The sequence below is a fragment of the Streptomyces sp. NPDC005820 genome, assembly GCF_040630255.1.
GTDB lineage: Bacteria > Actinomycetota > Actinomycetes > Streptomycetales > Streptomycetaceae > Streptomyces.
The window spans coordinates 226,868-246,784 of record NZ_JBEXXE010000001.1; the positions used below are offsets into that span (position 1 = coordinate 226,868).

Annotated in this window: 22 protein-coding genes and 1 riboswitch; of the genes, 9 read left to right on the forward strand and 13 right to left on the reverse strand. The window is 71.7% G+C overall.

All coding sequences use genetic code 11. The annotated features are described in order from the left end of the window. Positions 1 to 8 precede the first annotated feature (8 nt). From ABZ464_RS01015 to ABZ464_RS01040, 6 genes are all read right to left on the reverse strand, one after another. Positions 9 to 1,022 (reverse strand): hypothetical protein, encoded by a 1,014-nt coding sequence (locus ABZ464_RS01015; protein ID WP_359269033.1) that lies wholly within the window; start codon positions 1,020 to 1,022, stop codon positions 9 to 11. A gap of 56 nt (positions 1,023 to 1,078) precedes the next feature. Further along, positions 1,079 to 2,002 (reverse strand): methylenetetrahydrofolate reductase [NAD(P)H], encoded by a 924-nt coding sequence (gene metF / locus ABZ464_RS01020; protein ID WP_359269036.1) that lies wholly within the window; start codon positions 2,000 to 2,002, stop codon positions 1,079 to 1,081. 151 nt (positions 2,003 to 2,153) lie between these two features. Continuing rightward, a complete protein-coding gene (gene thiE / locus ABZ464_RS01025; RefSeq protein ID WP_359269039.1) occupies positions 2,154 to 2,801 on the reverse strand; it encodes a thiamine phosphate synthase in 648 nt (215 codons plus the stop codon). A 32-nt stretch (positions 2,802 to 2,833) separates the two neighbouring features. Next, positions 2,834 to 3,199 carry an Rv2175c family DNA-binding protein gene (locus tag ABZ464_RS01030; protein ID WP_359269042.1) on the reverse strand — a complete coding sequence of 122 codons (366 nt, stop codon included), beginning with the start codon at positions 3,197 to 3,199 and terminating at the stop codon, positions 2,834 to 2,836. 120 nt (positions 3,200 to 3,319) lie between these two features. Further along, complete coding sequence (locus ABZ464_RS01035) at positions 3,320 to 4,513, reverse strand: FAD-dependent oxidoreductase (RefSeq protein WP_359269602.1); 1,194 nt, start codon at positions 4,511 to 4,513, stop codon at positions 3,320 to 3,322. A gap of 77 nt (positions 4,514 to 4,590) precedes the next feature. Further along, the gene (locus ABZ464_RS01040; protein WP_359269045.1) at positions 4,591 to 4,941 is read right to left on the reverse strand and encodes a hypothetical protein; all 351 of its coding nucleotides are present in this window, start codon (positions 4,939 to 4,941) and stop codon (positions 4,591 to 4,593) included. 77 nt (positions 4,942 to 5,018) lie between these two features. After that, positions 5,019 to 5,131, forward strand: a riboswitch (TPP riboswitch). Here ABZ464_RS01040 and thiO point away from each other — a divergent pair. The 6 genes from thiO (at position 5,129) to ABZ464_RS01070 (ending at position 11,012) form a co-directional block, all read left to right on the forward strand. Next, positions 5,129 to 6,295, forward strand: a complete 1,167-nt coding sequence (gene thiO / locus ABZ464_RS01045; RefSeq protein ID WP_359269047.1) for a glycine oxidase ThiO — start codon at positions 5,129 to 5,131, stop codon at positions 6,293 to 6,295. (Overlaps the previous riboswitch by 3 nt.) Positions 6,296 to 6,303: 8 nt before the next feature. Beyond that, positions 6,304 to 6,504: a sulfur carrier protein ThiS gene (gene thiS / locus ABZ464_RS01050; RefSeq protein ID WP_359269604.1), complete on the forward strand. Its 201-nt coding sequence runs from the start codon at positions 6,304 to 6,306 to the stop codon at positions 6,502 to 6,504. Between the two features lie 5 nt (positions 6,505 to 6,509). Next, a complete protein-coding gene (locus ABZ464_RS01055) occupies positions 6,510 to 7,304 on the forward strand; it encodes a thiazole synthase (RefSeq protein ID WP_359269050.1) in 795 nt (264 codons plus the stop codon). A 206-nt stretch (positions 7,305 to 7,510) separates the two neighbouring features. Continuing rightward, positions 7,511 to 9,448 (forward strand): Stk1 family PASTA domain-containing Ser/Thr kinase, encoded by a 1,938-nt coding sequence (gene pknB / locus ABZ464_RS01060; protein WP_359269053.1) that lies wholly within the window; start codon positions 7,511 to 7,513, stop codon positions 9,446 to 9,448. Positions 9,449 to 9,514: 66 nt separating this feature from the next. Next, entirely contained in the window at positions 9,515 to 10,405 is an 891-nt protein-coding gene (locus ABZ464_RS01065) for a deoxyribonuclease IV (protein WP_359269056.1), read from the forward strand. 121 nt (positions 10,406 to 10,526) lie between these two features. Then, positions 10,527 to 11,012, forward strand: coding sequence for a DUF4396 domain-containing protein (locus ABZ464_RS01070; protein ID WP_359269059.1), 486 nt, complete (start codon positions 10,527 to 10,529; stop codon positions 11,010 to 11,012). A gap of 3 nt (positions 11,013 to 11,015) precedes the next feature. Here the strand turns inward: ABZ464_RS01070 and ABZ464_RS01075 are convergent, their stop codons facing one another. Next, positions 11,016 to 11,648 (reverse strand): sulfite oxidase-like oxidoreductase, encoded by a 633-nt coding sequence (locus ABZ464_RS01075; RefSeq protein ID WP_359269061.1) that lies wholly within the window; start codon positions 11,646 to 11,648, stop codon positions 11,016 to 11,018. A gap of 176 nt (positions 11,649 to 11,824) precedes the next feature. On the opposite strand from ABZ464_RS01075, the gene bfr reads away from it, so the two are divergent. Then, positions 11,825 to 12,304, forward strand: coding sequence for a bacterioferritin (gene bfr, locus ABZ464_RS01080; RefSeq protein WP_359269064.1), 480 nt, complete (start codon positions 11,825 to 11,827; stop codon positions 12,302 to 12,304). Here the strand turns inward: bfr and ABZ464_RS01085 are convergent. Together ABZ464_RS01085 and ABZ464_RS01090 are read right to left on the reverse strand one after the other, a co-directional pair. Beyond that, positions 12,301 to 12,534: a (2Fe-2S)-binding protein gene (locus ABZ464_RS01085; RefSeq protein WP_359269066.1), complete on the reverse strand. Its 234-nt coding sequence runs from the start codon at positions 12,532 to 12,534 to the stop codon at positions 12,301 to 12,303. The genes bfr and ABZ464_RS01085 overlap by 4 nt on opposite strands. A gap of 149 nt (positions 12,535 to 12,683) precedes the next feature. Then, positions 12,684 to 14,036 carry a class II 3-deoxy-7-phosphoheptulonate synthase gene (locus ABZ464_RS01090; RefSeq protein WP_359269069.1) on the reverse strand — a complete coding sequence of 451 codons (1,353 nt, stop codon included), beginning with the start codon at positions 14,034 to 14,036 and terminating at the stop codon, positions 12,684 to 12,686. A 97-nt stretch (positions 14,037 to 14,133) separates the two neighbouring features. On the opposite strand from ABZ464_RS01090, the gene ABZ464_RS01095 reads away from it, so the two are divergent. After that, on the forward strand, positions 14,134 to 14,190 hold the full coding sequence (locus tag ABZ464_RS01095) for a trp operon leader peptide (RefSeq protein ID WP_078912442.1): 57 nt from the start codon (positions 14,134 to 14,136) through the stop codon (positions 14,188 to 14,190). Positions 14,191 to 14,280: 90 nt separating this feature from the next. Beyond that, complete coding sequence (locus tag ABZ464_RS01100; protein ID WP_359269071.1) at positions 14,281 to 16,134, forward strand: anthranilate synthase family protein; 1,854 nt, start codon at positions 14,281 to 14,283, stop codon at positions 16,132 to 16,134. Here ABZ464_RS01100 and ABZ464_RS01105 read toward each other — a convergent pair. The 4 genes from ABZ464_RS01105 to ABZ464_RS01120 all read right to left on the reverse strand — a co-directional run bounded on the left by ABZ464_RS01105 (position 16,131) and on the right by ABZ464_RS01120 (position 19,914). After that, on the reverse strand, positions 16,131 to 17,159 hold the full coding sequence (locus tag ABZ464_RS01105) for a 6-phosphofructokinase (RefSeq protein WP_359269073.1): 1,029 nt from the start codon (positions 17,157 to 17,159) through the stop codon (positions 16,131 to 16,133). The two genes, ABZ464_RS01100 and ABZ464_RS01105, sit on opposite strands and share 4 nt — an antisense overlap. A 62-nt stretch (positions 17,160 to 17,221) precedes the next feature. Next, entirely contained in the window at positions 17,222 to 17,884 is a 663-nt protein-coding gene (locus ABZ464_RS01110; protein WP_359269076.1) for a response regulator transcription factor, read from the reverse strand. Beyond that, positions 17,881 to 19,107, reverse strand: a complete 1,227-nt coding sequence (locus tag ABZ464_RS01115; protein ID WP_359269079.1) for a DUF5931 domain-containing protein — start codon at positions 19,105 to 19,107, stop codon at positions 17,881 to 17,883. The genes ABZ464_RS01110 and ABZ464_RS01115 overlap by 4 nt, the downstream gene beginning before the upstream one ends. A 48-nt stretch (positions 19,108 to 19,155) precedes the next feature. Then, positions 19,156 to 19,914, reverse strand: a complete 759-nt coding sequence (locus ABZ464_RS01120) for a lysophospholipid acyltransferase family protein (protein ID WP_359269081.1) — start codon at positions 19,912 to 19,914, stop codon at positions 19,156 to 19,158. Positions 19,915 to 19,917: the final 3 nt, after the last annotated feature.

A 19,917-nucleotide genomic window follows, 5' to 3' on the forward strand; every position in this document is an offset into this window, starting at 1 on the left:
GCCGGGCGTCAGTAGCGGTACTGCTGGTCGTCGTACCCGTGGCCCTGCTGCCCCTGCTGGCCGTCCCCCTGGTACGGGTACTGCTGCTGCTCGGGCGGGAGTTCACCGCCGAGGGAGTCGTCGGTGTTGCGCTGCTGCGGGACCCAGACCCCGCCCGCCGGGGTCTCCCCGTAGCCGCCGGTGCCGCCGGTGCCGTACTGGTCCTGGCCGTAGCCCTGCTGCCCGTACTGCTGCTGGCCGTAGCCGGCGTCGTAGGAGCCGCCGCCGTAGGTCTGGGTGCCGATGTACGGGTCGGAGTAGGCGGCGTACTGCTGCTCGCCGGTGGCGTCGTAGCCGTACTGCTGCTGGTTGTACCCGGAGTAGCCGTCGTAGCCGTAGGTCTGGTCGGTGCCCTGGGCGGCCGTCGCGTACTGGTCCTGGGGCTGGCCGGTGGCCTCCGCGTACGCGGAGTCGGTGTATATGCCGTACGCGTTGGTGTCGTCGGGCATGGGCTGCGGCGAGTAGACGGTGGTCGTCTCGGCGGCGGAGGCCTGGGCCTGGCGGGCGGCCGGGGTGAAGACGTCGTCGCGGTCGTAGTCCTCGTCGGGGAAGGCGCCCGCGTCCTTGTCCCGGCCGTAGCCCGGGCCGTCGGCGGCGAAGGCGTCCCGGTCGCCGTAGCCGGGGAGGCTCCCGGACTCGAGGTCGGCGCCCTGCAGGTCCGGGTCCTCACGGTCGCCCTTGGTGCGGCGGGCCCTGCCCAGGCCCTTGGGGAGCGGCCCCTCGCCGTCGCCGCGGCGCACGGCCCAGCCCTCGGCGAAGCCACGGCGGAAGGACAGCGTGACGTACGTCTGGCCGACCGCGAAGGCGGCCGCGCCCAGCCCGATGACGATCACCGAGGGGATCAGCACACCGAGCACGACCCCGAGGAAGCCCACGAACGCGAGCAGCCGCCAGCGCAGGCGCGCCTTGTACTGCAGCAGCACCTCACCGAGCAGCCACAGCGCGACGATGCCGAACGCGATGTAGAGGACCGTCCAGCCCATGTACGCCCCTCTCCCAGTGGCCGCTACGCAGTGTGTCGTACCTGGATGCGACCGGTCTAGGCCTGCGGCGGGTGGTGCAGACCCAGGTTCTCGTAGATTTCCAGTGTCGCCGTGGAGTTGTTGAGCGTGATGAAGTGCAGTCCGGGCACTCCCTCGGCGAGGAGCCGTGCGCAGAACTCCGTGGCGAAGTCGATGCCAATGGAGCGTACAGCGGCCGGATCCTCTTTGGCTGTGAGGATCCGCTCTTTCAGGACGTCCGGGAAGTGCGCGTTGCTGAGCTTGGGCAGCCTCTCCAGCATCTTCACACTGGTCACCGGCAGGACTTCCGGGATGACCGGGGTCTCGCAGCCGGCCGCCGCGACCCGGTCGCGCAGCCGCAGGTACGACTCGGGCTGGAAGAACATCTGCGTGATGGCGTAGTCGGCGCCCGCCCGGCACTTGTCGACGAAGTGCGCGACGTCGGTGTCCCGGTCCCCGGAGCGGGGGTGCATCTCCGGGAAGGCGGCGACGCCGACGCAGAAGTCGCCCGACTCCTTGATGAGCCGGACGAGCTCGGCTGCGTAGGTGAGGCCTCGGGGATGCGGCACCCAGTCGCCCATCGGGTCGCCGGGCGGGTCGCCCCGCACGGCGAGCATGTTGCGGATCCCGGCGTCGGCGTACTGGCCGATGATGTTGCGCAGTTCGACGACGGAGTGGTCGACGGCGGTGAGGTGCGCCACCGGGGTGAGGGTGGTGTCGACGACGATCTGCTGCGTCTCCTTGACCGTGGTGGCCCGGGTGGAGCCGCCGGCGCCGTACGTCACCGAGACGAAGTCGGGAGTGACCGCCTCAACCCTCCGCAAGGCGTTCCAAAGACTCCGCTCACCCTTGGGTGTCTTCGGCGCGGTGAACTCGAACGAGTACGTCGTCTTGCCGGTCGCCAGGATGTCACGCACGGTGCGTGCGCGGTCCGTCCTGGTGGATGCGGTTCCGAGGGCCATACCCGCAGGTTAACCAGGGGCCGACGGTCACCCAACCGGATGCCGGATATTTGCCCGAATTGTCGGCCCATTGTCCACCCATTGGACAGACATCCGGGCAGACATGCGGGCAGACATGCGGGCTGACGTGGCGGACATCCGGGCAGGCGTCCTACAGCTGGCGCAGTCGCTTCGCGAACTCCGCCGCCGCCGCGCCCGGATCGGCCGCCTCGGTGATCGCCCGGACGACCACGACCCGGCGGGCCCCGGCGTCCAGCACCTCGTCGAGGGTGCCGAGGTCGATGCCGCCGATCGCGAACCAGGGACGGTCGGTGCCGAGGGCGGCGGTGTGCCGGACCAGACCGAGACCGGGGGCGGGCCGGCCGGGCTTGGTGGGCGTGGGCCAGCAGGGGCCGGTGCAGAAGTAGTCCACGCCCTCCTGGACGGCGGCGGCCTCCGCCTCCGCCTCGGAGTGGGTGGAGCGGCCGATGAGGACGTCGTCGCCGAGGATCGCGCGGGCCGCCGGGACCGGCAGGTCGCCCTGGCCGAGGTGGAGGACGTCGGCGCGGGCCGCGTGGGCGACATCGGCCCGGTCGTTGACCGCGAGGAGCTTGCCGTGCCGGGCGCAGGCCTCGGCGAACACCGCCAGATGCTCCAGCTCCTCAGCGGCCTCCATGCCCTTGTCGCGCAGCTGCACGATGTCGACACCGCCCGCCAGGACCGCGTCCAGGAACTCCGGCAGGTCACCCTGGCGGGTGCGGGCGTCCGTGCACAGATAGAGGCGGGCGTCGGCCAGGCGGGCGCGAGCGGTGTCGGTCATCGGTGTCCCCCGTGGTGTCGGTACCGGCTGTCTCAGACGGCGAGCGCCTGAGCGCGGCGCTTCACCTCCGTGCCGCGATTCTCGCTGAGGGCCTGGGCGGGGGTGCCCGGCAGGCTGTCGTCGGGCGTGAAGAGCCACTCCAGCATCTCTTCGTCCGTGAAGCCGTCGTCCCGCAGGAGCGTCAGGGTGCCGGAGAGGCCCTTGACGACCTTGTCGCCGTCGATGAAGGCGGCGGGGATGTGCAGCGCGCGGTTCTCACCGCGGCGTACGGCGATGAGCTGGCCCTCCTTGATCAGCTGCCGGACGCGGATCACGTCGACATCGAGCATCTCCGCGATGTCGGGCACGGTCAGCCAGGCGGGGACGAGAGCATCGGTCTTTGCGTCAATCTCGGTCACGGGGTCAAGGGTAGGCGCATCTTCGGGTGGGCCGCGATGGGTGCGTGGTCGGGTGCGTGGTCGGGTGCGGCTGCGTGGGGGCTGGTCGCGCAGTTCCCCGCGCCCCTGGGGGGTTGCCCCTTACGTGGGTCGAACAGTCGCGTTCTTCAAGGGGCGGGTCGGGTCCGTCAGGGCCTGTTCGTCCATGCGGGTTCCTGCCTCGATCAGGCGTCTGCCCTGGGCCAGGTCGCGGGGGCGGCCCACTGCCAGGAGGGCGACCAGGTGGTCGTCGCGCAGCCAGCAGACGCTCCAGGCCGGGCCCGTCGGGTCGCCGCGCCAGATCAGCCGGTCGGCCGCGGTGTGGTGGCCCGCGTACTGGACGAAGCGGCCGAACTGTTCGGACCAGAAGTACGGCACCGGGTCGTACACGGCGTCGGCCTCGCCGAGGATGTTCGCGGCGACCGTGCGGGGGCCCTGGAGGGCGTTGTCCCAGTGGTGGACGAGGAGGCGTTCGCCGTAGCGCGCCGAGGGGAAGGAGGCGCAGTCGCCGACCGCGTAGACGTCCGGGACGTTGGTGCGCAGCCGGTCGTCGGCCAGGACCTCGTGGTGGGGGCCGAGGGCGACGCCGGAGCCGGCCAGCCAGGCGGTGGCGGGGCGGGCGCCGATGCCGACGACGACGGCGCCCGCGGGCAGCCGGGAGCCGTCGTCGAGGACGACCGCGCCGGGCTCGACGCGGGCCACGCGCGCGTGGGTGCGCAGGTCGGTGCCGCTGTCGGCGTACCAGGCGGTCATCGGGGCGGCGACCTCGGCCGGCAGGGCGCCGGCGAGGGGCCGGTCGGCGGCCTCCACGACGGTGACCGCGCAGCCGGCCTCGCGGGCGGCGGTGGCGAACTCGGCGCCGATCCAGCCGGCGCCGACGACCACGACGTCGTGCTGCCGGGCGAGGACGGGCCGCAGCCGTTCGGCGTCGTCGAGGGTGCGCAGCAGATGGACGCCCGGCACCCCTTCGGCGCCCGGCAGCCGGACCGGTTCGGCGCCGGTGGCGAGGACGAGGACGTCGTACGGGACGGGCCCGGCCTCGGTGTCCACCTCGTGGTCGGCGGGGCGCAGGCCGAGCACCTCGCGGCCGAGCAGCAGGTCGACGCCGAGGCTGTCGAAGTCGACGTCGAAGGCGGAGCCCTCGGCCTTGCCGAGCAGGACGGCCTTGGACAGCGGTGGCCGGTCGTAGGGCTGGTGGGGCTCCGCGCCGATCAGCGTCACGGTCCCGTCGAAGCCCCGTTCGCGCAGGGCGACCGCGGTCTGCACCCCGGCCATGCCCGCGCCGACGACGACCACGCGCCGCCCCGCCGTCCTGTCCTCTTCCCGACTCAGCTCGCTCACCTGATCACCATAGACACCTGACGTTTTGTCAGTCAGCCTTCGTGCTCCGTGACCTGCTCCACAACGCTGGTGCCGCTGCCCTCCTGCGACTCCCAGGACCAGGTCTCCTCCAGCCGCACCCGCCCGTCCGGCAGGGCGAGGACCGTCGAGACGCAGTGCCCCGAGGAGGTCGTGCCGTCCCGCTTGAGCTGGACGTACCGGAATTCGAGCCGGTCCCCTTTACGGGTACCCACGAGATGGCCGCGTACGACGTCGCCGCCCGCGTAGTCCGCCCAGATCACGCCGTCCTGCTCGTGGTACGTGAAGCGGGTGCGGGTGCCGACCTGGCCCGGGGCCTGGTCGGCGACGGGGGCGAGGACGAGACCGTCGAGCGAGCGGGGCATGAGGAGGGGGCTCCCCTTTCCTGACGGGAGGCTCCCTTTACAGGGGCGCGGAAGCACGGGCTAGGGTGTGGCCAACGTAGAGCACTCGCGGGAGCCCGGACGCACCGGGCTGAGAGGGAGGCTGGCCGGCCTCCGACCGTACGAACCTGATCCGGGTCATGCCGGCGAAGGGAGGGGCTGGACGCCCATGTCGCGTACACGTACATCCGACGTCCTCGTCGTGGGGGGCGGAATCATCGGGCTGGTCACGGCGTGGCGGGCCGCGCAGCGCGGGTTCGCCACGACGGTGGTGGACCCCGAACCGGGCGGCGGGGCCGCGCGGGTGGCGGCCGGGATGCTGGCCGCCGTCACCGAACTCCACTACGGCGAACAGACCCTGCTGGGGCTCAACCTGGCCTCGGCCCGCCGGTACCCGGACTTCGCGGCCGAGCTGACCGAGGCGAGCGGGCTGGACCTCGGCTACCGCCGGTGCGGCACGCTCGCGGTGGCGCTGGACGCCGACGACCGCGCCCATCTGCGCGAACTGCACGCGTTGCAGGCGCAGTCGGGGCTGGAGTCGGAGTGGCTGACCGGGCGGGAGTGCCGACGTCTGGAGCCGATGCTCGCGCCCGGGGTGCGGGGCGGGCTGCGGGTGGACGGCGACCACCAGATCGATCCCCGGCGGCTCACCGACGCGCTGGTCGTGGCGTGCGAGCGGGCGGGGGTGGTCCTGCACCGCGCGTGGGCGGAGCGGCTGTCCGTCGTGGGCGGGCGGGCCGCGGGGGTCGTCACCGGGGACGGTACGGCCCTGGCGGCGGGGCAGGTGGTGCTCGCGGCGGGAAGCCTCAGCGGGCGGCTGGCAGGGGTCCCCGAGGACGTACTGCCGCCGGTGCGGCCGGTGAAGGGGCAGGTGGTGCGGCTGACGGTGCCGGCCGGGTACGCGCCGTTCCTCAGCCGTACGGTTCGGGCCGTCGTGCGCGGCGGCCAGGTGTATCTGGTGCCCCGGGAGAACGGCGAGCTGGTCGTGGGCGCCACGAGCGAGGAGTCGGGCTGGGACACGGCGGTGACGGCGGGCGGCGTGTACGAGTTGCTGCGCGACGCGCACGAACTGGTGCCCGGGATCACGGAACTGCCGCTCACGGAGACACGCGCGGGACTGCGGCCCGGCTCGCCCGACAACGCGCCGCTGCTCGGGCCGACCGCGCTGGAGGGGCTGCTGCTGGCCACCGGGCACTACCGCAACGGGGTGCTGCTGACGCCGGTGACCGGGGACGCGCTGGCGCATGCCCTGGCCACCGGGGAACTCCCCGACGAGGCCCGCCCCTTCACCCCCCGGCGCTTCGGCGCCGCCGCCCGCACGGAGCAGCTCGTATGACCATCTCGCTGAACATCTCGGTGAACGGGGAGCGGCAGGCCGTCGCTCCCGGTACGGCCCTCGACAGCGTCGTACGGTCCCTGACGGCGGCGCCCTCCGGGGTGGCGGCCGCGCTGAACGAGACGGTCGTCCCGCGCGCGGAGTGGTCCGTGACGGCGCTGTGCGAGGGCGACCGGGTGGAAGTCCTGACCGCCGTGCAGGGAGGGTGAGCGCCGTGGCCGACGATCCGTTCCTCCTCGGCGGTACGTCCCTCTCGTCCCGTTTGATCATGGGTACGGGGGGTGCGCCCAGCCTGGAGGTGCTGGAGCGGGCGCTGGTGGCGTCCGGGACCGAGCTGACGACGGTGGCGATGCGCAGGGTGGACCCCGGTGTACGGGGCTCCGTGCTGTCCGTGCTGGAGCGGCTCGGCATCCGGGTGCTGCCGAACACGGCGGGGTGCTTCACGGCCGGGGAGGCGGTGCTGACGGCTCGGCTGGCGCGGGAGGCGCTCGGGACGTCGCTGGTGAAGCTGGAGGTCATCGCCGACGAGCGGACGCTGCTGCCGGATCCGGTGGAGTTGCTGGACGCGGCGGAGACGCTGGTGGACGACGGGTTCACGGTGCTGCCGTACACGAACGACGATCCGGTGCTGGCGCGGAAGCTGGAGGACGCGGGGTGTGCGGCGGTGATGCCGCTGGGCTCTCCGATCGGCTCCGGGCTCGGGATCCGCAATCCGCACAACTTCCAGCTGATCGTGGAGCACGCGCGGGTGCCGGTGATTCTGGACGCGGGGGCCGGGACGGCGTCGGATGTGGCGCTGGCGATGGAGCTGGGGTGTGCGGGGGTGATGCTGGCGTCGGCGGTGACGCGGTCGCCGGATCCCGAGCGGATGGCGTCGGCGATGCGGGCCGGGGTCGAGGCGGGGCGGCTGGCCCGCCTGGCGGGGCGTATCCCCCGGCGCTATTTCGCGGAGGCGTCGTCGCCCGCTGAGGGCCTGGCCGCCCTGGACCCGGAACGCCCCGCCTTCTGACCCTTCCCCTCTCCCACCCACGCACCACCCGTTTCCAGTAGGCCGAGAGGTGGACCGACCCGCGGGGGCCGAACGCCGTCGGCGGCTTTCCCTTCCATGACCCCTTGTGTCCGTGGCTTCGCGTGCCGCGTCACAGGTCAGCTTCAGTCGTGCTCCGAATGGGTGGGTGTGGGTGGGGTGTCGGTGGTGGCTCGTAGACTCGCTGCGTGGACACGACCCTTCAGGACCCTCTGGTCGGGCAGGTGCTCGACGGGCGGTATCGCATCGACGCGCGGATCGCCGTGGGCGGCATGGCCACGGTCTACCGGGCCGTGGACACCCGCCTCGACCGTGTGCTCGCCCTCAAGGTGATGCATCCGGCGCTCGCGGCCGACGGGACGTTCGTCGAGCGGTTCATCCGGGAGGCCAAGTCCGTCGCGCGGCTCGCCCACCCCAATGTCGTGCAGGTGTTCGACCAGGGTGCGGACGGGTCGTATGTGTACCTCGCGATGGAGTACATCGCGGGCTGCACCCTGCGGGACGTGCTGCGCGAGCGCGGCGCGCTGCAGCCGAGGGCCGCGCTCGACATCCTGGAGCCGGTGCTCGCCGCGCTCGGCGCCGCGCACCGGGCCGGGTTCGTGCACCGCGACATGAAGCCCGAGAACGTGCTGATAGGGGACGACGGGCGGGTCAAGGTCGCGGACTTCGGGCTGGTGCGGTCCGTGGACACGGTGACGAGCACGACGGGGGCCGTCCTCGGGACCGTCGCCTATCTCGCGCCCGAGCAGATCGAGACGCCCGGCGCCGCCGACCCCCGGGTCGACGTGTACGCGTGCGGTGTCGTGCTCTTCGAGATGCTCACCGGCGAGAAGCCGCACGACGGCGAGTCCCCCGCGATCGTGCTCTACAAGCATCTCCACGAGGACGTGCCGCCGCCTTCCGCCGAGGTCCCCGGGCTGCCGTTCGCCCTGGACGAGCTGGTCGCGTCGGCCACCGCCCGCACCCGGGAGATCCGGCCGCACGACGCGGTCGCGCTGCTCGGCCAGGTGCGCGAGGCGCGCGCCGGGCTGACCGAGGAGCAGTTGGACGCCGTGCCCCCGCAGGCCGTGTCCGCCGCCCATGACAACGCCGAGGACCGGACGAGCGTCATCCCGCGCTCACTGACCGTGCCCCGGCCGCTGCCGGTCAACGAGGAGGAGGGGTTCGGCCCGGACGACGTCAACCGGACCTCCCGGTTCCGGAGTCCCCCTCCGCTGCCTCCCCGTCGGCGCGGTGTGCGGCCCCGGCGCGGGCTGCTCGCGCTCGTCACCGTCGTCCTGCTGGTGATCGGGGTCGGTACCGGTGTCTGGTACATCAACTCCGGGCAGTTCACCAAGGTGCCCGCCGTGCTGACGCAGTCGCAGGCCAGGGCCGAGCAGCGGCTGGAGGCGGCCGGCCTGGAAGTGGGCGGGGTCGAGCACGCGTACAGCGACACCGTGAAGCGGGGCACCGTGATCGGCACGGACCCGGAGCCGGGCACCCGGATCCGTAAGCACGACTCGGTCACGCTCACCGTCTCCGACGGCCCGCAGACCGTGAAGGTGCCGGATGTGACGGGGTCCCGGCTGGACAAGGCCAAGGAACTGCTGAAGTCCGACGGGCTGGAGCCGGGGCAGGTCACCCAGGAGTTCAGCGACGACGTGATCAAGGGCTTCGTGATCAGTACCTCCCCCGAGGCGGGCACCGAGCGCCGGGCGGGTTCGGCGGTCGCGATCGTGGTCAGCAAGGGCAGCGCGATCGACGTCCCGGACGTCACCGGCGAGGACCTGGACGACGCCAGGGCCGAGCTGGAGGAGGCCGGTCTGACGGTGGAGGTCTCCGCCGAGCAGGTCACCTCCGAGTTCGACAAGGGCCAGGTCGCGGCGCAGACCCCGGAGGCCGACAGCCAGGCCGCCGACGGCGACACGGTGACGCTGACGCTGTCCAAGGGCCCGGAGATGGTCGAGGTCCCGGACGTGGTCGGGGACAGCGTCGACGACGCGAAGACGGCGCTCGAACAGGCCGGCTTCGAGGTCAAGGAGGACCGCGGGCTGCTCGGGCTGTTCGGCGACACGGTGAAGAAGCAGTCGGTGAAGGGCGGGAAGACCGCCCCCAAGGGGTCGACGATCACGATCACCATCCGGTGACCGGACGTCGAGACGTCGGGCAGGGGCCCGGGCGGGACTCGCGCCCGGGCATGACACCCTGAACGGGTGAGTCAGCAACCCCGCCCAGCAGCACCCTTCCCCTCCCGCAACCCCGTCGGCGGCCATGTCCCCGTGGCCGGCGGACTGCACTCCGTGGGCCTGTCGTACGCCCACGACCTCAAGGCCGAGACGGTCCAGGTGTTCGTCGCCAACCCGCGCGGCTGGGCCACCCCGGTGGGCAACCCGGCGCAGGACGAGGCGTTCCGGGAGGCCTGCGCGGCGGAGTCGGTCCCGGCGTACGTGCACGCGCCGTATCTGATCAACTTCGGGTCGCACACCGAGGCGACGGTGGAGCGGTCGGTGGAGTCGCTGCGGCACTCGCTGCGCCGGGGCCGGGCGATCGGCGCGCTCGGGGTGGTCGTGCACACGGGGAGCGCGACGGGCGGGCGGGAGCGGTCCGTGGCGTTGAAGCAGGTGCGCGAGTATCTGCTGCCGCTGCTGGACGAGCTGACCGAGGACGACGACCCGTTCCTGCTGCTGGAGTCCACCGCCGGGCAGGGCTCCTCGCTCTGCTCCCGGACCTGGGACTTCGGACCGTACTTCGAGGCGCTGGACGCGCATCCCAGGCTCGGGGTGTGTCTGGACACCTGTCATGTGTTCGCCGCGGGCCACGACCTGACCGGGCCCTCCGGGATGCACGACACCCTCGATCTCCTGGTGGACACCGTCGGCGAGGGCCGGCTGAAGCTGATCCACGCCAATGACTCCAAGGACGTGGTCGGCGCCCACAAGGACCGGCACGAGAACATCGGCGCCGGGCACATCGGCGAGGACCCGTTCCGCGCGCTGATGACCCACCCGGCGACGGAGGGCGTACCGCTGATCATCGAGACGCCCGGCGGCAAGGAGGGCCACGCGGCGGACGTGGAGCGGCTGAAGAAACTCCGGGACGCGTGAACCACGGTCGGGCGCCTGTTCGGGCGCCATGTTCGGGCGAAACGTTCGGGAATACCCCAGGGGGGTATACGGTTCTGGAGGCGAGCGACGCAGGAACCGTCATCCGGCATTGGGGGCACCCATGGAACACGAGACGCACACCGCGCACGTCCATCACACCGCGGCACCCGCCGCCACCTGGGCCATGGCCGCCCAGGCCACCCTGCACTGTCTGACCGGCTGCGCCATCGGCGAGGTGCTCGGCATGGTCGTCGGCACCGCGCTCGGCTGGGGCAATCTGCCGACCACGGTCCTGGCGATCGTCCTGGCCTTCTTCTTCGGCTACTCGTTCACCCTGCGCGGCGTACTGAAGGCCGGCGTCGGCTTCCGTGCCGCGCTGCGGGTGGCGCTGGCCGCGGACACGCTGTCGATCGCGGTGATGGAGCTGATCGACAACGGCGTGATCGTGCTGTGGCCCGACGCGATGGACGCGACCCTGTCCGACGTCCTGTTCTGGGCCTCGCTGGCGATCTCGCTCGTGATCGCCTTCGTAATCACGGTGCCGGTCAACAAGTGGATGATCGGGCGCGGCAAGGGTCACGCGGTGGTGCACCAGTACCACCACTGAGGCTCAGAGCCCTGGGCCGTCCCCGGGTTCCTCCTGGTAGGAGTAGCGCTGCTCCTTCCAGGGGTCGCCGATGTTGTGGTAGCCGCGCTCCTCCCAGAAGCCGCGGCGGTCGGCGGTCATGTACTCGACGCCGCGGACCCACTTGGGCCCCTTCCAGGCGTAGAGGTGGGGCACGACGAGCCGGACCGGGAAGCCGTGCTCGGCGGTGAGGAGCTCGCCGTCCTTGTGGGTGGCGAAGATCGTGCGCTCGGAGGCGAAGTCCTCGAGGCGCAGGTTGGAGCTGAAGCCGTACTCCGCCCACACCATCACATGGGTGACGTCGGCGGCGGGCGGGGCGATCTCCAGGACGGTCCGGGCCGGGACCCCGCCCCACTCGGCGCCGAGCATGCTGAACTTCGTCACGCAGTGCAGATCGGCCACGACGGTCGTGTACGGGAGGGCGGTGAACTCCTCGTGGTTCCAGCAGCGCTTCTCGCCGTCGGCGGTGGCGCCGAAGACCCGGAACTCCCAGCGCTCGGACCGGAACTTGGGGACCGGGCCGTAGTGGGTGACCGGCCAGCCCCGCTGGAGTCGCTGTCCCGGCGGAAGCTCGGACGCCGCTGCTTCTCCTGATGCGCGCTCCACCGGCTGACCCATGTCTCCATCCTGACAGACCCGACACAGTGCACATGACCGGCCATGTCCCGAATCGGGCAACCCCGGACTAAGCATGCACTAACTTACTAAGTACGCACTTACTGGACGATCTTTTCCCCCGGTGACATCATGCGGCGGCAACCTCCCCGACTCCCCACGTGGAAGGAGCCTCTGCGATGCAGGGCGACCCCGAGGTCATCGAGTTCCTGAACGAGCAGCTCACCGGTGAGCTCACCGCGATCAACCAGTACTTCCTCCACGCCAAGATGCAGGAGAACTTCGGCTGGACGAAGCTCGCGAAGTACACGCGGCACGAATCCTTCGACGAGATGAAGCACGCGGAGGTGCTCACCGACCGGATCCTGTTCCTCGAGGGGCTGCCGAACTACCAGAGGCTGTTCCACGTACGGGTGGGCCAGACCGTCAAGGAGATGTTCGAGGCCGACCGGCAGATCGAGGTAGAGGCGATCGACCGCCTCAAGCGCGGCATCAAGGTGATGCGCGAGAAGGGCGACATCACCTCGGCGAACATCTTCGAGTCGATCCTCGCGGACGAGGAGCACCACATCGACTACCTCGACACCCAGCTGGAGCTGGTGGAGAAGCTCGGTGACGCCCTCTACATCGCGCAGCTGATCGAACAGCCGGAGAGCTAGGCTGCCTCGTCCAGCCGTTCCAGCTCGGAGAGGACCGGCCGGCCCTGGTCGGCCAGATCGCGGCGGGGGCAGGCGCCCCGGCCGAGGATCGCCTGGATCCGGCGGACGCAGGAACCGCAGTCGGTGCCGGCCTTGCAGGCGGAGGCTATCTGGCGGGGCGTGCACGCGCCGTTCTCCGCGTGCTTCTTGACCTGCGCCTCGGTCACACCGAAGCAGCTGCAGACGTACACGCGGATCCACCTCCCGCCGGGATCGATGACTGTCGCCGTCCCGCTTGATCGGTGAGGCTACCCTAACCTTACCCGGCACTCGGTGACCGCAAAAGTGGAGTGGGGCGCGGATCGTATGTGATCCGCGCCCCACTCTCATGAACCGGAGGTCACTGGTCCCGGTACATCTCCGCGACGAGGAACGCCAGGTCGAGGGACTGGCTGCGGTTGAGACGCGGGTCGCAGGCCGTCTCGTAGCGCTGGTGGAGGTCGTCGACGAAGATCTCGTCGCCGCCGCCCACGCACTCGGTGACATCGTCACCGGTGAGCTCGACGTGGATGCCGCCCGGGTGGGTGCCGAGGCCCTTGTGGACCTCGAAGAAGCCCTTGACCTCGTCGAGCACGTCGTCGAAGCGGCGGGTCTTGTGGCCGGAGGCCGCCTCGAAGGTGTTGCCGTGCATCGGGTCGGTCACCCAGGCCACCACCGCGCCGGACGCGCTGACCTTCTCGACCAGCTCGGGCAGCTTGTCGCGGACCTTGTCGGCGCCCATCCGGACGATGAAGGTCAGCCGGCCGGGCTCACGGTCGGGGTCGAGGCGCTCGATGTACTGCAGCGCCTCCTCGGCCGTGGTCGTCGGGCCGAGCTTGATGCCGATCGGGTTGCGGATCCGCGAGGCGAACTCGATGTGCGCGTGGTCCAGCTGCCGGGTGCGCTCACCGATCCACACCATGTGCCCGGAGACGTCGTACAGATGCCCGGTGCGGGAGTCGACCCTGGTCAGGGCCGCCTCGTAGTCGAGCAGCAGCGCCTCGTGCGAGGAGTAGAACTCGACCGTCTTGAACTCCTCCGGGTCGGTCCCGCAGGCCCGCATGAAGTTCAGCGCGCTGTCGATCTCGCGCGCCAGCTGCTCGTAGCGCTGGCCGGAGGGGGACGACTTCACGAAGTCCTGGTTCCAGGCGTGCACCTGGCGCAGGTCGGCGTAACCGCCGGTGGTGAAGGCGCGCACCAGGTTCAGCGTGGAGGCGGAGGCGTGGTACATGCGCTTCAGCCGCTCGGGGTCCGGGATCCGGGCGGCCTCGTTGAAGTCGAAGCCGTTGACCGAGTCGCCGCGGTACGTCGGCAGGGTCACGCCGTCGCGGGTCTCGGTGCCCTTGGAGCGCGGCTTGGAGTACTGGCCGGCGATGCGGCCCACCTTCACCACGGGCACGGACGCGGCGTACGTCAGCACGGCGCCCATCTGGAGCAGGGTCTTCAGCTTGTTGCGGATGTGGTCGGCCGACACCGCGTCGAAGGCCTCGGCGCAGTCGCCGCCCTGGAGGAGGAACGCCTCTCCCTTGGCGACGGCCGCCATCCGGGCGCGCAGCTGGTCGCACTCGCCCGCGAAGACGAGCGGCGGATACGACTCCAGCTCCGCAACGACTGCGCGCAGAGCCTCGGTGTCGGGGTACTCGGGCTGCTGCGCCGCGGGCAGGTCTCGCCAGGTGTTGCCAGCGCTCGCGCTGGTCTTAGCGTTCACGGTCACGCCCTCAACATTACGGGGTCGTGTCGAGTCCCTTTCGCCCCGGCTCGACAGGTGAGACGACCCCACGCTCAGGTGCGCGTGGGGTAGGGTGCGTCGCATGTTCGCGCTTTCGACCCAGAACTGGTGGTGGACCGCTCATCCGGCGGCCCACTGACTGCGCGTACGCAAGACTTCGCGAAGGCCGCCCGAGGGGCGGCCTTCGGCGTTTCCGGGGTCCGTTCCTCACCTACCTTGCAGAGGAACCATGGACCTGACACAGCTGTCCCACGACGACCGCCCCTTCGCCCTGCTGCGTCGCCGCACCCCCGGCCACGACGAGAACACCGTGGAGCTGCTGCTCGGCCCGGTCGCGGCGTACGACCGGCTGGCCGACCTCCCCGACGACGGCCTCGCGCTGATCCCCTTCCGCCAGATCCGTGAGCGCGGCTTCGACGTCCGCGACGACGGCACCCCGCTCACCGTCCTCACCCCCGAGGAGCGGTACGCCGTCCCGCTAGCCGAGGCGCTCGCCCAGCTCCCCGCGCACGAGGTGCACGTCGAGGGCGGCGGCTTCGACGTCACCGACGAGGAGTACCGCGGGATCGTCGGGCGGGTGCTGCGGGACGAGATCGGGCGCGGCGAGGGCGCGAACTTCGTGATCCGGCGGACGTACGAGGGTGGGATCCCGGGGTTCTCGCGCCGGGACGCCCTCGCGCTGTTCCGGCGGCTGCTGGAGGGCGAGCGGGGCGCGTACTGGACGTTCGTCGTGCACACCGGGGAGCGCACGCTGGTCGGGGCGAGCCCGGAGGTGCACGTCCGGATGTCCGGCGGGACGGTCGTGATGAACCCGATCAGCGGGACGTACCGCTATCCGGCCGAGGGCCCGACGCCGGAGCATCTGCTCTCCTTCCTCGCCGACGGCAAGGAGATCGAGGAGCTGTCGATGGTGGTCGACGAGGAGCTCAAGATGATGTGCACCGTCGGCGACATGGGCGGGGTGGTCGTGGGGCCCCGGCTGAAGGAGATGGCGCATCTCGCGCACACCGAGTACGAGCTGCGCGGGAAGTCCTCGCTGGACGCGCGGGAGGTGCTGAGGGAGACCATGTTCGCGGCGACGGTGACCGGCTCGCCGGTGCAGAACGCCTGCCGGGTCATCGAACGGCACGAGGTCGGTGGCCGCGGGTACTACGCGGGGGCGCTGGCGCTGCTGGGCCGGGACTCCGGCGGGGCGCAGACCCTCGACTCCCCCATCCTCATCCGGACCGCCGACATCGACGCGGCCGGGCGGCTGCGGGTGCCGGTCGGCGCCACGCTCGTACGGGGGTCGGATCCGGCGGGCGAGGTCGCGGAGACGCATGCGAAGGCGGCCGGGGTGCTGGCGGCGCTCGGGGTACGGCCGGGCAGGCCCCGGGAGGAGCAGACGCGGCCCCGGCTGGCCGACGACCCCCGGGTGCGGGCCGCGCTGGACGGGCGGCGCTCGTCGCTTGCGCCGTTCTGGCTGCGGATGCAGGAGCGGACCCGGGACCTGACCGGTCACGCGCTGGTGGTCGACGGGGAGGACACCTTCACGGCGATGCTCGCGCACGTGTTGCGGTCCGGCGGCCTGGAGGTGTCCGTCCGGCGCTACGACGAGCCCGGGCTGCCCGAGGTCGTGTCGGCGCACGAGGGCCCTGTGGTGCTGGGCCCCGGTCCCGGTGACCCCGCCGATCTCGGCGACCCGAAGATGCGGTTCCTGCGGGAGCTGGCCGCGCGGGTGCTGCGGGAGCACCGGCACGGGGTGCTCGGCGTCTGCCTCGGGCACGAGCTGATCGCGGCGGAGCTGGGGCTGGACATCGTCCGCAAGGAGGTGCCGTACCAGGGGGCGCAGACGGAGATCGACCTGTTCGGGCGGGCGGAGACCGTCGGCTTCTACAACAGCTTCGTGGCGCGGTGCGACGACGGGACCGCGCAGGAGCTGGCCGCGCACGGCGTCGAGGTGAGCCGGGCCCCGAACGCGGAGGTGCACGCCGTACGGGGGCCCGGGTTCGCGGGGGTGCAGTTCCACCCGGAGTCGGTGCTGACGGTGAACGGGGCCGTGATCGTACGGGAGTTGATGGGGGCGCTGCGGCCGGTCGGCTAGCCGAAGAACACCCCCGCCTCCGCGTACAGCGCCGGATCGACGGTCTTCAGCCGGGCCGTCGCCTCCGCGAGGGGTACGCGGACGATGTCCGTGCCGCGCAGGGCGACCATCGTGCCGAAGTCGCCCTCGTGGACGGCGTCGACGGCGTGCAGGCCGAACCGGGTGGCGAGCCAGCGGTCGAAGGCGCTGGGGGTGCCGCCGCGCTGGACGTGCCCGAGGACGGTGGTGCGGGCCTCGTTGCCGGTGCGCCGCTCGATCTCCTTGGCGAGCCACTCGCCGACGCCGGAGAGCCGGACGTGCCCGAAGGAGTCCAGCGAGCCGTCCTTGAGGACCAGGTCGCCGTCCTTGGGCAGGGCGCCCTCGGCGACGACCACGATCGGCGCGTACGAGGCCCGGAACCGGGAGGTCACCCAGGCGCACACCTGCTCGACGTCGAAGGGCTGCTCGGGGATGAGGATGACGTTGGCGCCGCCGGCCAGGCCCGAGTGGAGGGCGATCCAGCCCGCGTGACGGCCCATCACCTCGACGACCAGGACCCGCATATGGGACTCGGCGGTGGTGTGCAGGCGGTCGATGGCCTCGGTGGCGATGCCCACGGCGGTGTCGAAGCCGAAGGTGTAGTCGGTGGCGGAGAGGTCGTTGTCGATGGTCTTGGGGACGCCGACGCAAGGGACGTCGTACTCGCCGGAGAGTTTGGCGGCTACGCCGAGGGTGTCCTCGCCGCCGATGGTGATCAGGGCCTCGATCCGCTGCCGGGCCAGGGTGTCCTTGATCCGGCGGATGCCGTCCTCCTCCTTCAGCGGGTTGGTGCGGGAGGAGCCGAGGACGGTGCCGCCGCGGGGGAGGATGCCGCGCACGGCCGGGATGCCGAGGCGGACCGACCGCCCCTCCAGGGGACCCCGCCAGCCGTCCCGGAAGCCGATGAACTCGTGCCCGTACTCCTGGACGCCCTTGCGGACGACGGCCCGGATGACGGCGTTGAGCCCCGGGCAGTCACCGCCTCCGGTCAGTACTCCGACGCGCATGGAAGAAGTCCCTTCGCCGAGAGCCAGTGGCTGCCTGACGAGGAGTCAGTGTCCTGCGGGGCTCACTCGTCGTCGAGACCCCGCTCTATCGCGTACCGGACGAGCTCCACCCGGTTGTGCAGCTGGAGCTTGCCGAGGGTGTTCTGGACGTGGTTCTGGACCGTGCGGTGGGAGATGACGAGGCGTTCGGCGATCTGCTTGTAGCTGAGCCCCTTGGCGACCAGCCGCAGCACCTCGGTCTCCCGGTCCGTCAGCCGCGGCGCGTCCGGCTCGTCCGGGCCGGAGGCGGGGCCGGGGTCGGAGGCCAGCCGGCGGTACTCGCCGAGGACCAGTCCGGCGAGGCCGGGGGTGAACACCGGGTCGCCGACGGCGGTCCGGCGCACCGCGTCCAGCAGTTCCTCGGTGGACGCGGACTTCAGCAGATAGCCGGTCGCGCCGGACTTGACCGCCTCCAGGACGTCGGCGTGCTCACCGCTCGCGGAGAGCACCAGGACGCGCAGCGCGGGGTTCGCGGCGACGACCTCCTTGCACACCTGGACCCCCGGCTTGGCCGGCAGGTTGAGGTCCAGGACGAGCACGTCCGGCACGGCGGCCTTGACGCGGCGCACCGCCTGCTCGCCGTCGCCCGCGGTGGCGACCACGTCGAAGCCGGACTCGGCCAGGTCCCGGGCGACCGCGTCGCGCCACATCGGGTGGTCGTCGACCACCATGACCTTGATGCTCATCGCCTGCTGTCCTTCCCCGCCACGGCCTTCGGCACGGTCAACTCCACTTCGGTGCCCTGTCCGGGCGTCGAGATCAGCTCGGCGCGGCCGCCGAGGTCGCGCAGCCGGCCCCGGATCGACTGGGCGACCCCGAGCCGCCCCTCGCCCTCGGCCTGGGCGAGCCGCCCCTCCGGGATGCCGGGGCCGTCGTCCCGCACGGTGACGATCACCTCGCCGGGTTCGTCCTCGACCAGGATCCAGGCGCGGGCCTCCTCGCCCGCGTGCCGGCGTACGTTGTCCAGGGCTGCGCCCACCGCGGCGGCCAGCTCCCGGGCGGCGGCCGGCTCCAGTAGCACCGGCGCACCCGGTTCCGCGAGCGCGACCTTCGCGGCGGCGTACGGCGCGAGCAGTGTGCGCAGATCGACCGGACCGTCGCTCCCCGCCGGCTCCTCGGGCACCTCCACCAGGCGGACGACGGCCCCGTCGGCGAGGTCCTCCGACACCCGGGAGACCGGTACGAGCCCGCCGGAGACCAGGGTGCGCAGCGCGACCTCCTGCTCGCCGGCCAGCCGGCCCAGCTCGCCCGCCTCACCGCCGAGGACCGCGCCGCGCCGCTGCACCATGGCCAGCACCTGGAGCACGCCGTCGTGGATGTCCCGGGCGAGCCGCTCCCGTTCCCTCGTCGCGGCCTCGATCTCCAGGGCGCGGGCGAGGGTGCGCTCGGAGGCGCGGGCGACCTCGACGACGTACCCGATGGCGATGGAGGCCACCCAGACGAGGATCACGTTGTGGACGGTGTCGCGGGCCGGGTGGCCGCGCTCGATCAGGTTGGCGACGGCGACGGGCGTGGAGGCGAACGCGGCCCAGCGCCAGCCGCCCTTGATGGCGAAGGCGAGGACCGAGCCGGCCGTCCATATCGAGGGCAGGGTGGGGCCGCCGTCCTGGATGTGCTGCTCGCTGACGACGAGCGGGGTGAGGACGATGCCGGAGAGCGCGACGGCGAGGTCGACGGCGAGGAAGCGCTTGGTGCAGGCCGCCGCGTTCTGCACCCGGGGCAGGGTCGCGAGCGTCCAGACGAACAGGACGGCGAAGTAGGCGACGGCGACGCCGGGACGCTCGAAGTCGTCGTAGGCGGTGGCGAACAGGCCGACCGCGTACAGCATCGTCAGGACCCGGTAGCCGGAGAGCGCGCGCCACAGCGGCAGCTCCACCGACATCCTCATGACTCTCTCGCGCCTGGCCATCCGTCCAGTCCCCCCGCCCCCGGAGCGTCCCCTGCTGCACTTGTTCCGCTACTGCTCTTGTTCCTTCTTGGCCTGGTCCTTCTCGGCCTGCGCGAGCGCCGCCCTCGCGGCCTTCTCCGCTTCCTTGTCGGCCTTGGCCGCCTCCGCGATCTGCCGCTTGGCGGCGGTCGCGTAGATGTCGACGTACTCCTGGCCGGAAAGCTTCATGATCTCGTACATCACCTCGTCCGTCAGCGCCCGCAGCACGAAACGGTCGTGGTCCATGCCCTGGTAGCGGCTGAAGTCCAGCGGCTCGCCGATCCGGATGCCGGGCCGCATCACCTTGGGCATCACCTTGCCCGGCGGCTGGATCTTCTCCGTGTCGATCATGGCGACGGGGATGACGGGCGCGCCGCTGGCGAGCGCCACGCGCGCGAGGCCGCCCGGCTTGCCGCGGTAGAGGCGGCCGTCGGGCGAGCGGGTGCCCTCCGGGTAGATCCCGAACAGCTCACCGCGCTCCAGCACGTCTATGCCGCTCTTGATCGCGGCCTCCCCCGCGCCGCGCGCGCCGGAGCGGTCCACCGGGAGCTGGCCGACGCCCTTGAAGAACGCGGCCGTGAGCCTGCCCTTGAGGCCGGGCGTGGTGAAGTACTCGGCCTTCGCGATGAACGTGACCTTGCGGTCCAGGACCGCGGGCAGGAAGAAGGAGTCCGAGAAGGACAGGTGGTTGCTCGCCAGGATCGCGGGGCCCTCGGCGGGAATGTTCTCGAGGCCTTCCACCCAGGGCCTGAAGGTGACCTTCAGCGGCCCCCCGATAGCGACCTTCATCGC

Bases quoted from the DNA above. Each gene is read 5' to 3' on its own strand.
- ABZ464_RS01015 (WP_359269033.1), bottom strand. From the start codon at position 1,022: ATGGGCTGGACGGTCCTCTACATCGCGTTCGGCATCGTCGCGCTGTGG.
- ABZ464_RS01040 (WP_359269045.1), bottom strand. From the start codon at position 4,941: ATGCCCCGCTCGCTCGACGGTCTCGTCCTCGCCCCCGTCGCCGACCAG.
- ABZ464_RS01120 (WP_359269081.1), bottom strand. From the start codon at position 19,914: ATGAAGGTCGCTATCGGGGGGCCGCTGAAGGTCACCTTCAGGCCCTGG.
- thiO (WP_359269047.1), top strand. From the start codon at position 5,129: ATGTCGCGTACACGTACATCCGACGTCCTCGTCGTGGGGGGCGGAATC.
- ABZ464_RS01070 (WP_359269059.1), top strand. From the start codon at position 10,527: ATGGAACACGAGACGCACACCGCGCACGTCCATCACACCGCGGCACCC.
- ABZ464_RS01105 (WP_359269073.1), bottom strand. From the start codon at position 17,159: ATGCGCGTCGGAGTACTGACCGGAGGCGGTGACTGCCCGGGGCTCAAC.
- bfr (WP_359269064.1), top strand. From the start codon at position 11,825: ATGCAGGGCGACCCCGAGGTCATCGAGTTCCTGAACGAGCAGCTCACC.
- ABZ464_RS01110 (WP_359269076.1), bottom strand. From the start codon at position 17,884: ATGAGCATCAAGGTCATGGTGGTCGACGACCACCCGATGTGGCGCGAC.
- metF (WP_359269036.1), bottom strand. From the start codon at position 2,002: ATGGCCCTCGGAACCGCATCCACCAGGACGGACCGCGCACGCACCGTG.
- ABZ464_RS01075 (WP_359269061.1), bottom strand. From the start codon at position 11,648: ATGGGTCAGCCGGTGGAGCGCGCATCAGGAGAAGCAGCGGCGTCCGAG.
- ABZ464_RS01115 (WP_359269079.1), bottom strand. From the start codon at position 19,107: ATGGCCAGGCGCGAGAGAGTCATGAGGATGTCGGTGGAGCTGCCGCTG.
- thiE (WP_359269039.1), bottom strand. From the start codon at position 2,801: ATGACCGACACCGCTCGCGCCCGCCTGGCCGACGCCCGCCTCTATCTG.
- ABZ464_RS01100 (WP_359269071.1), top strand. From the start codon at position 14,281: ATGGACCTGACACAGCTGTCCCACGACGACCGCCCCTTCGCCCTGCTG.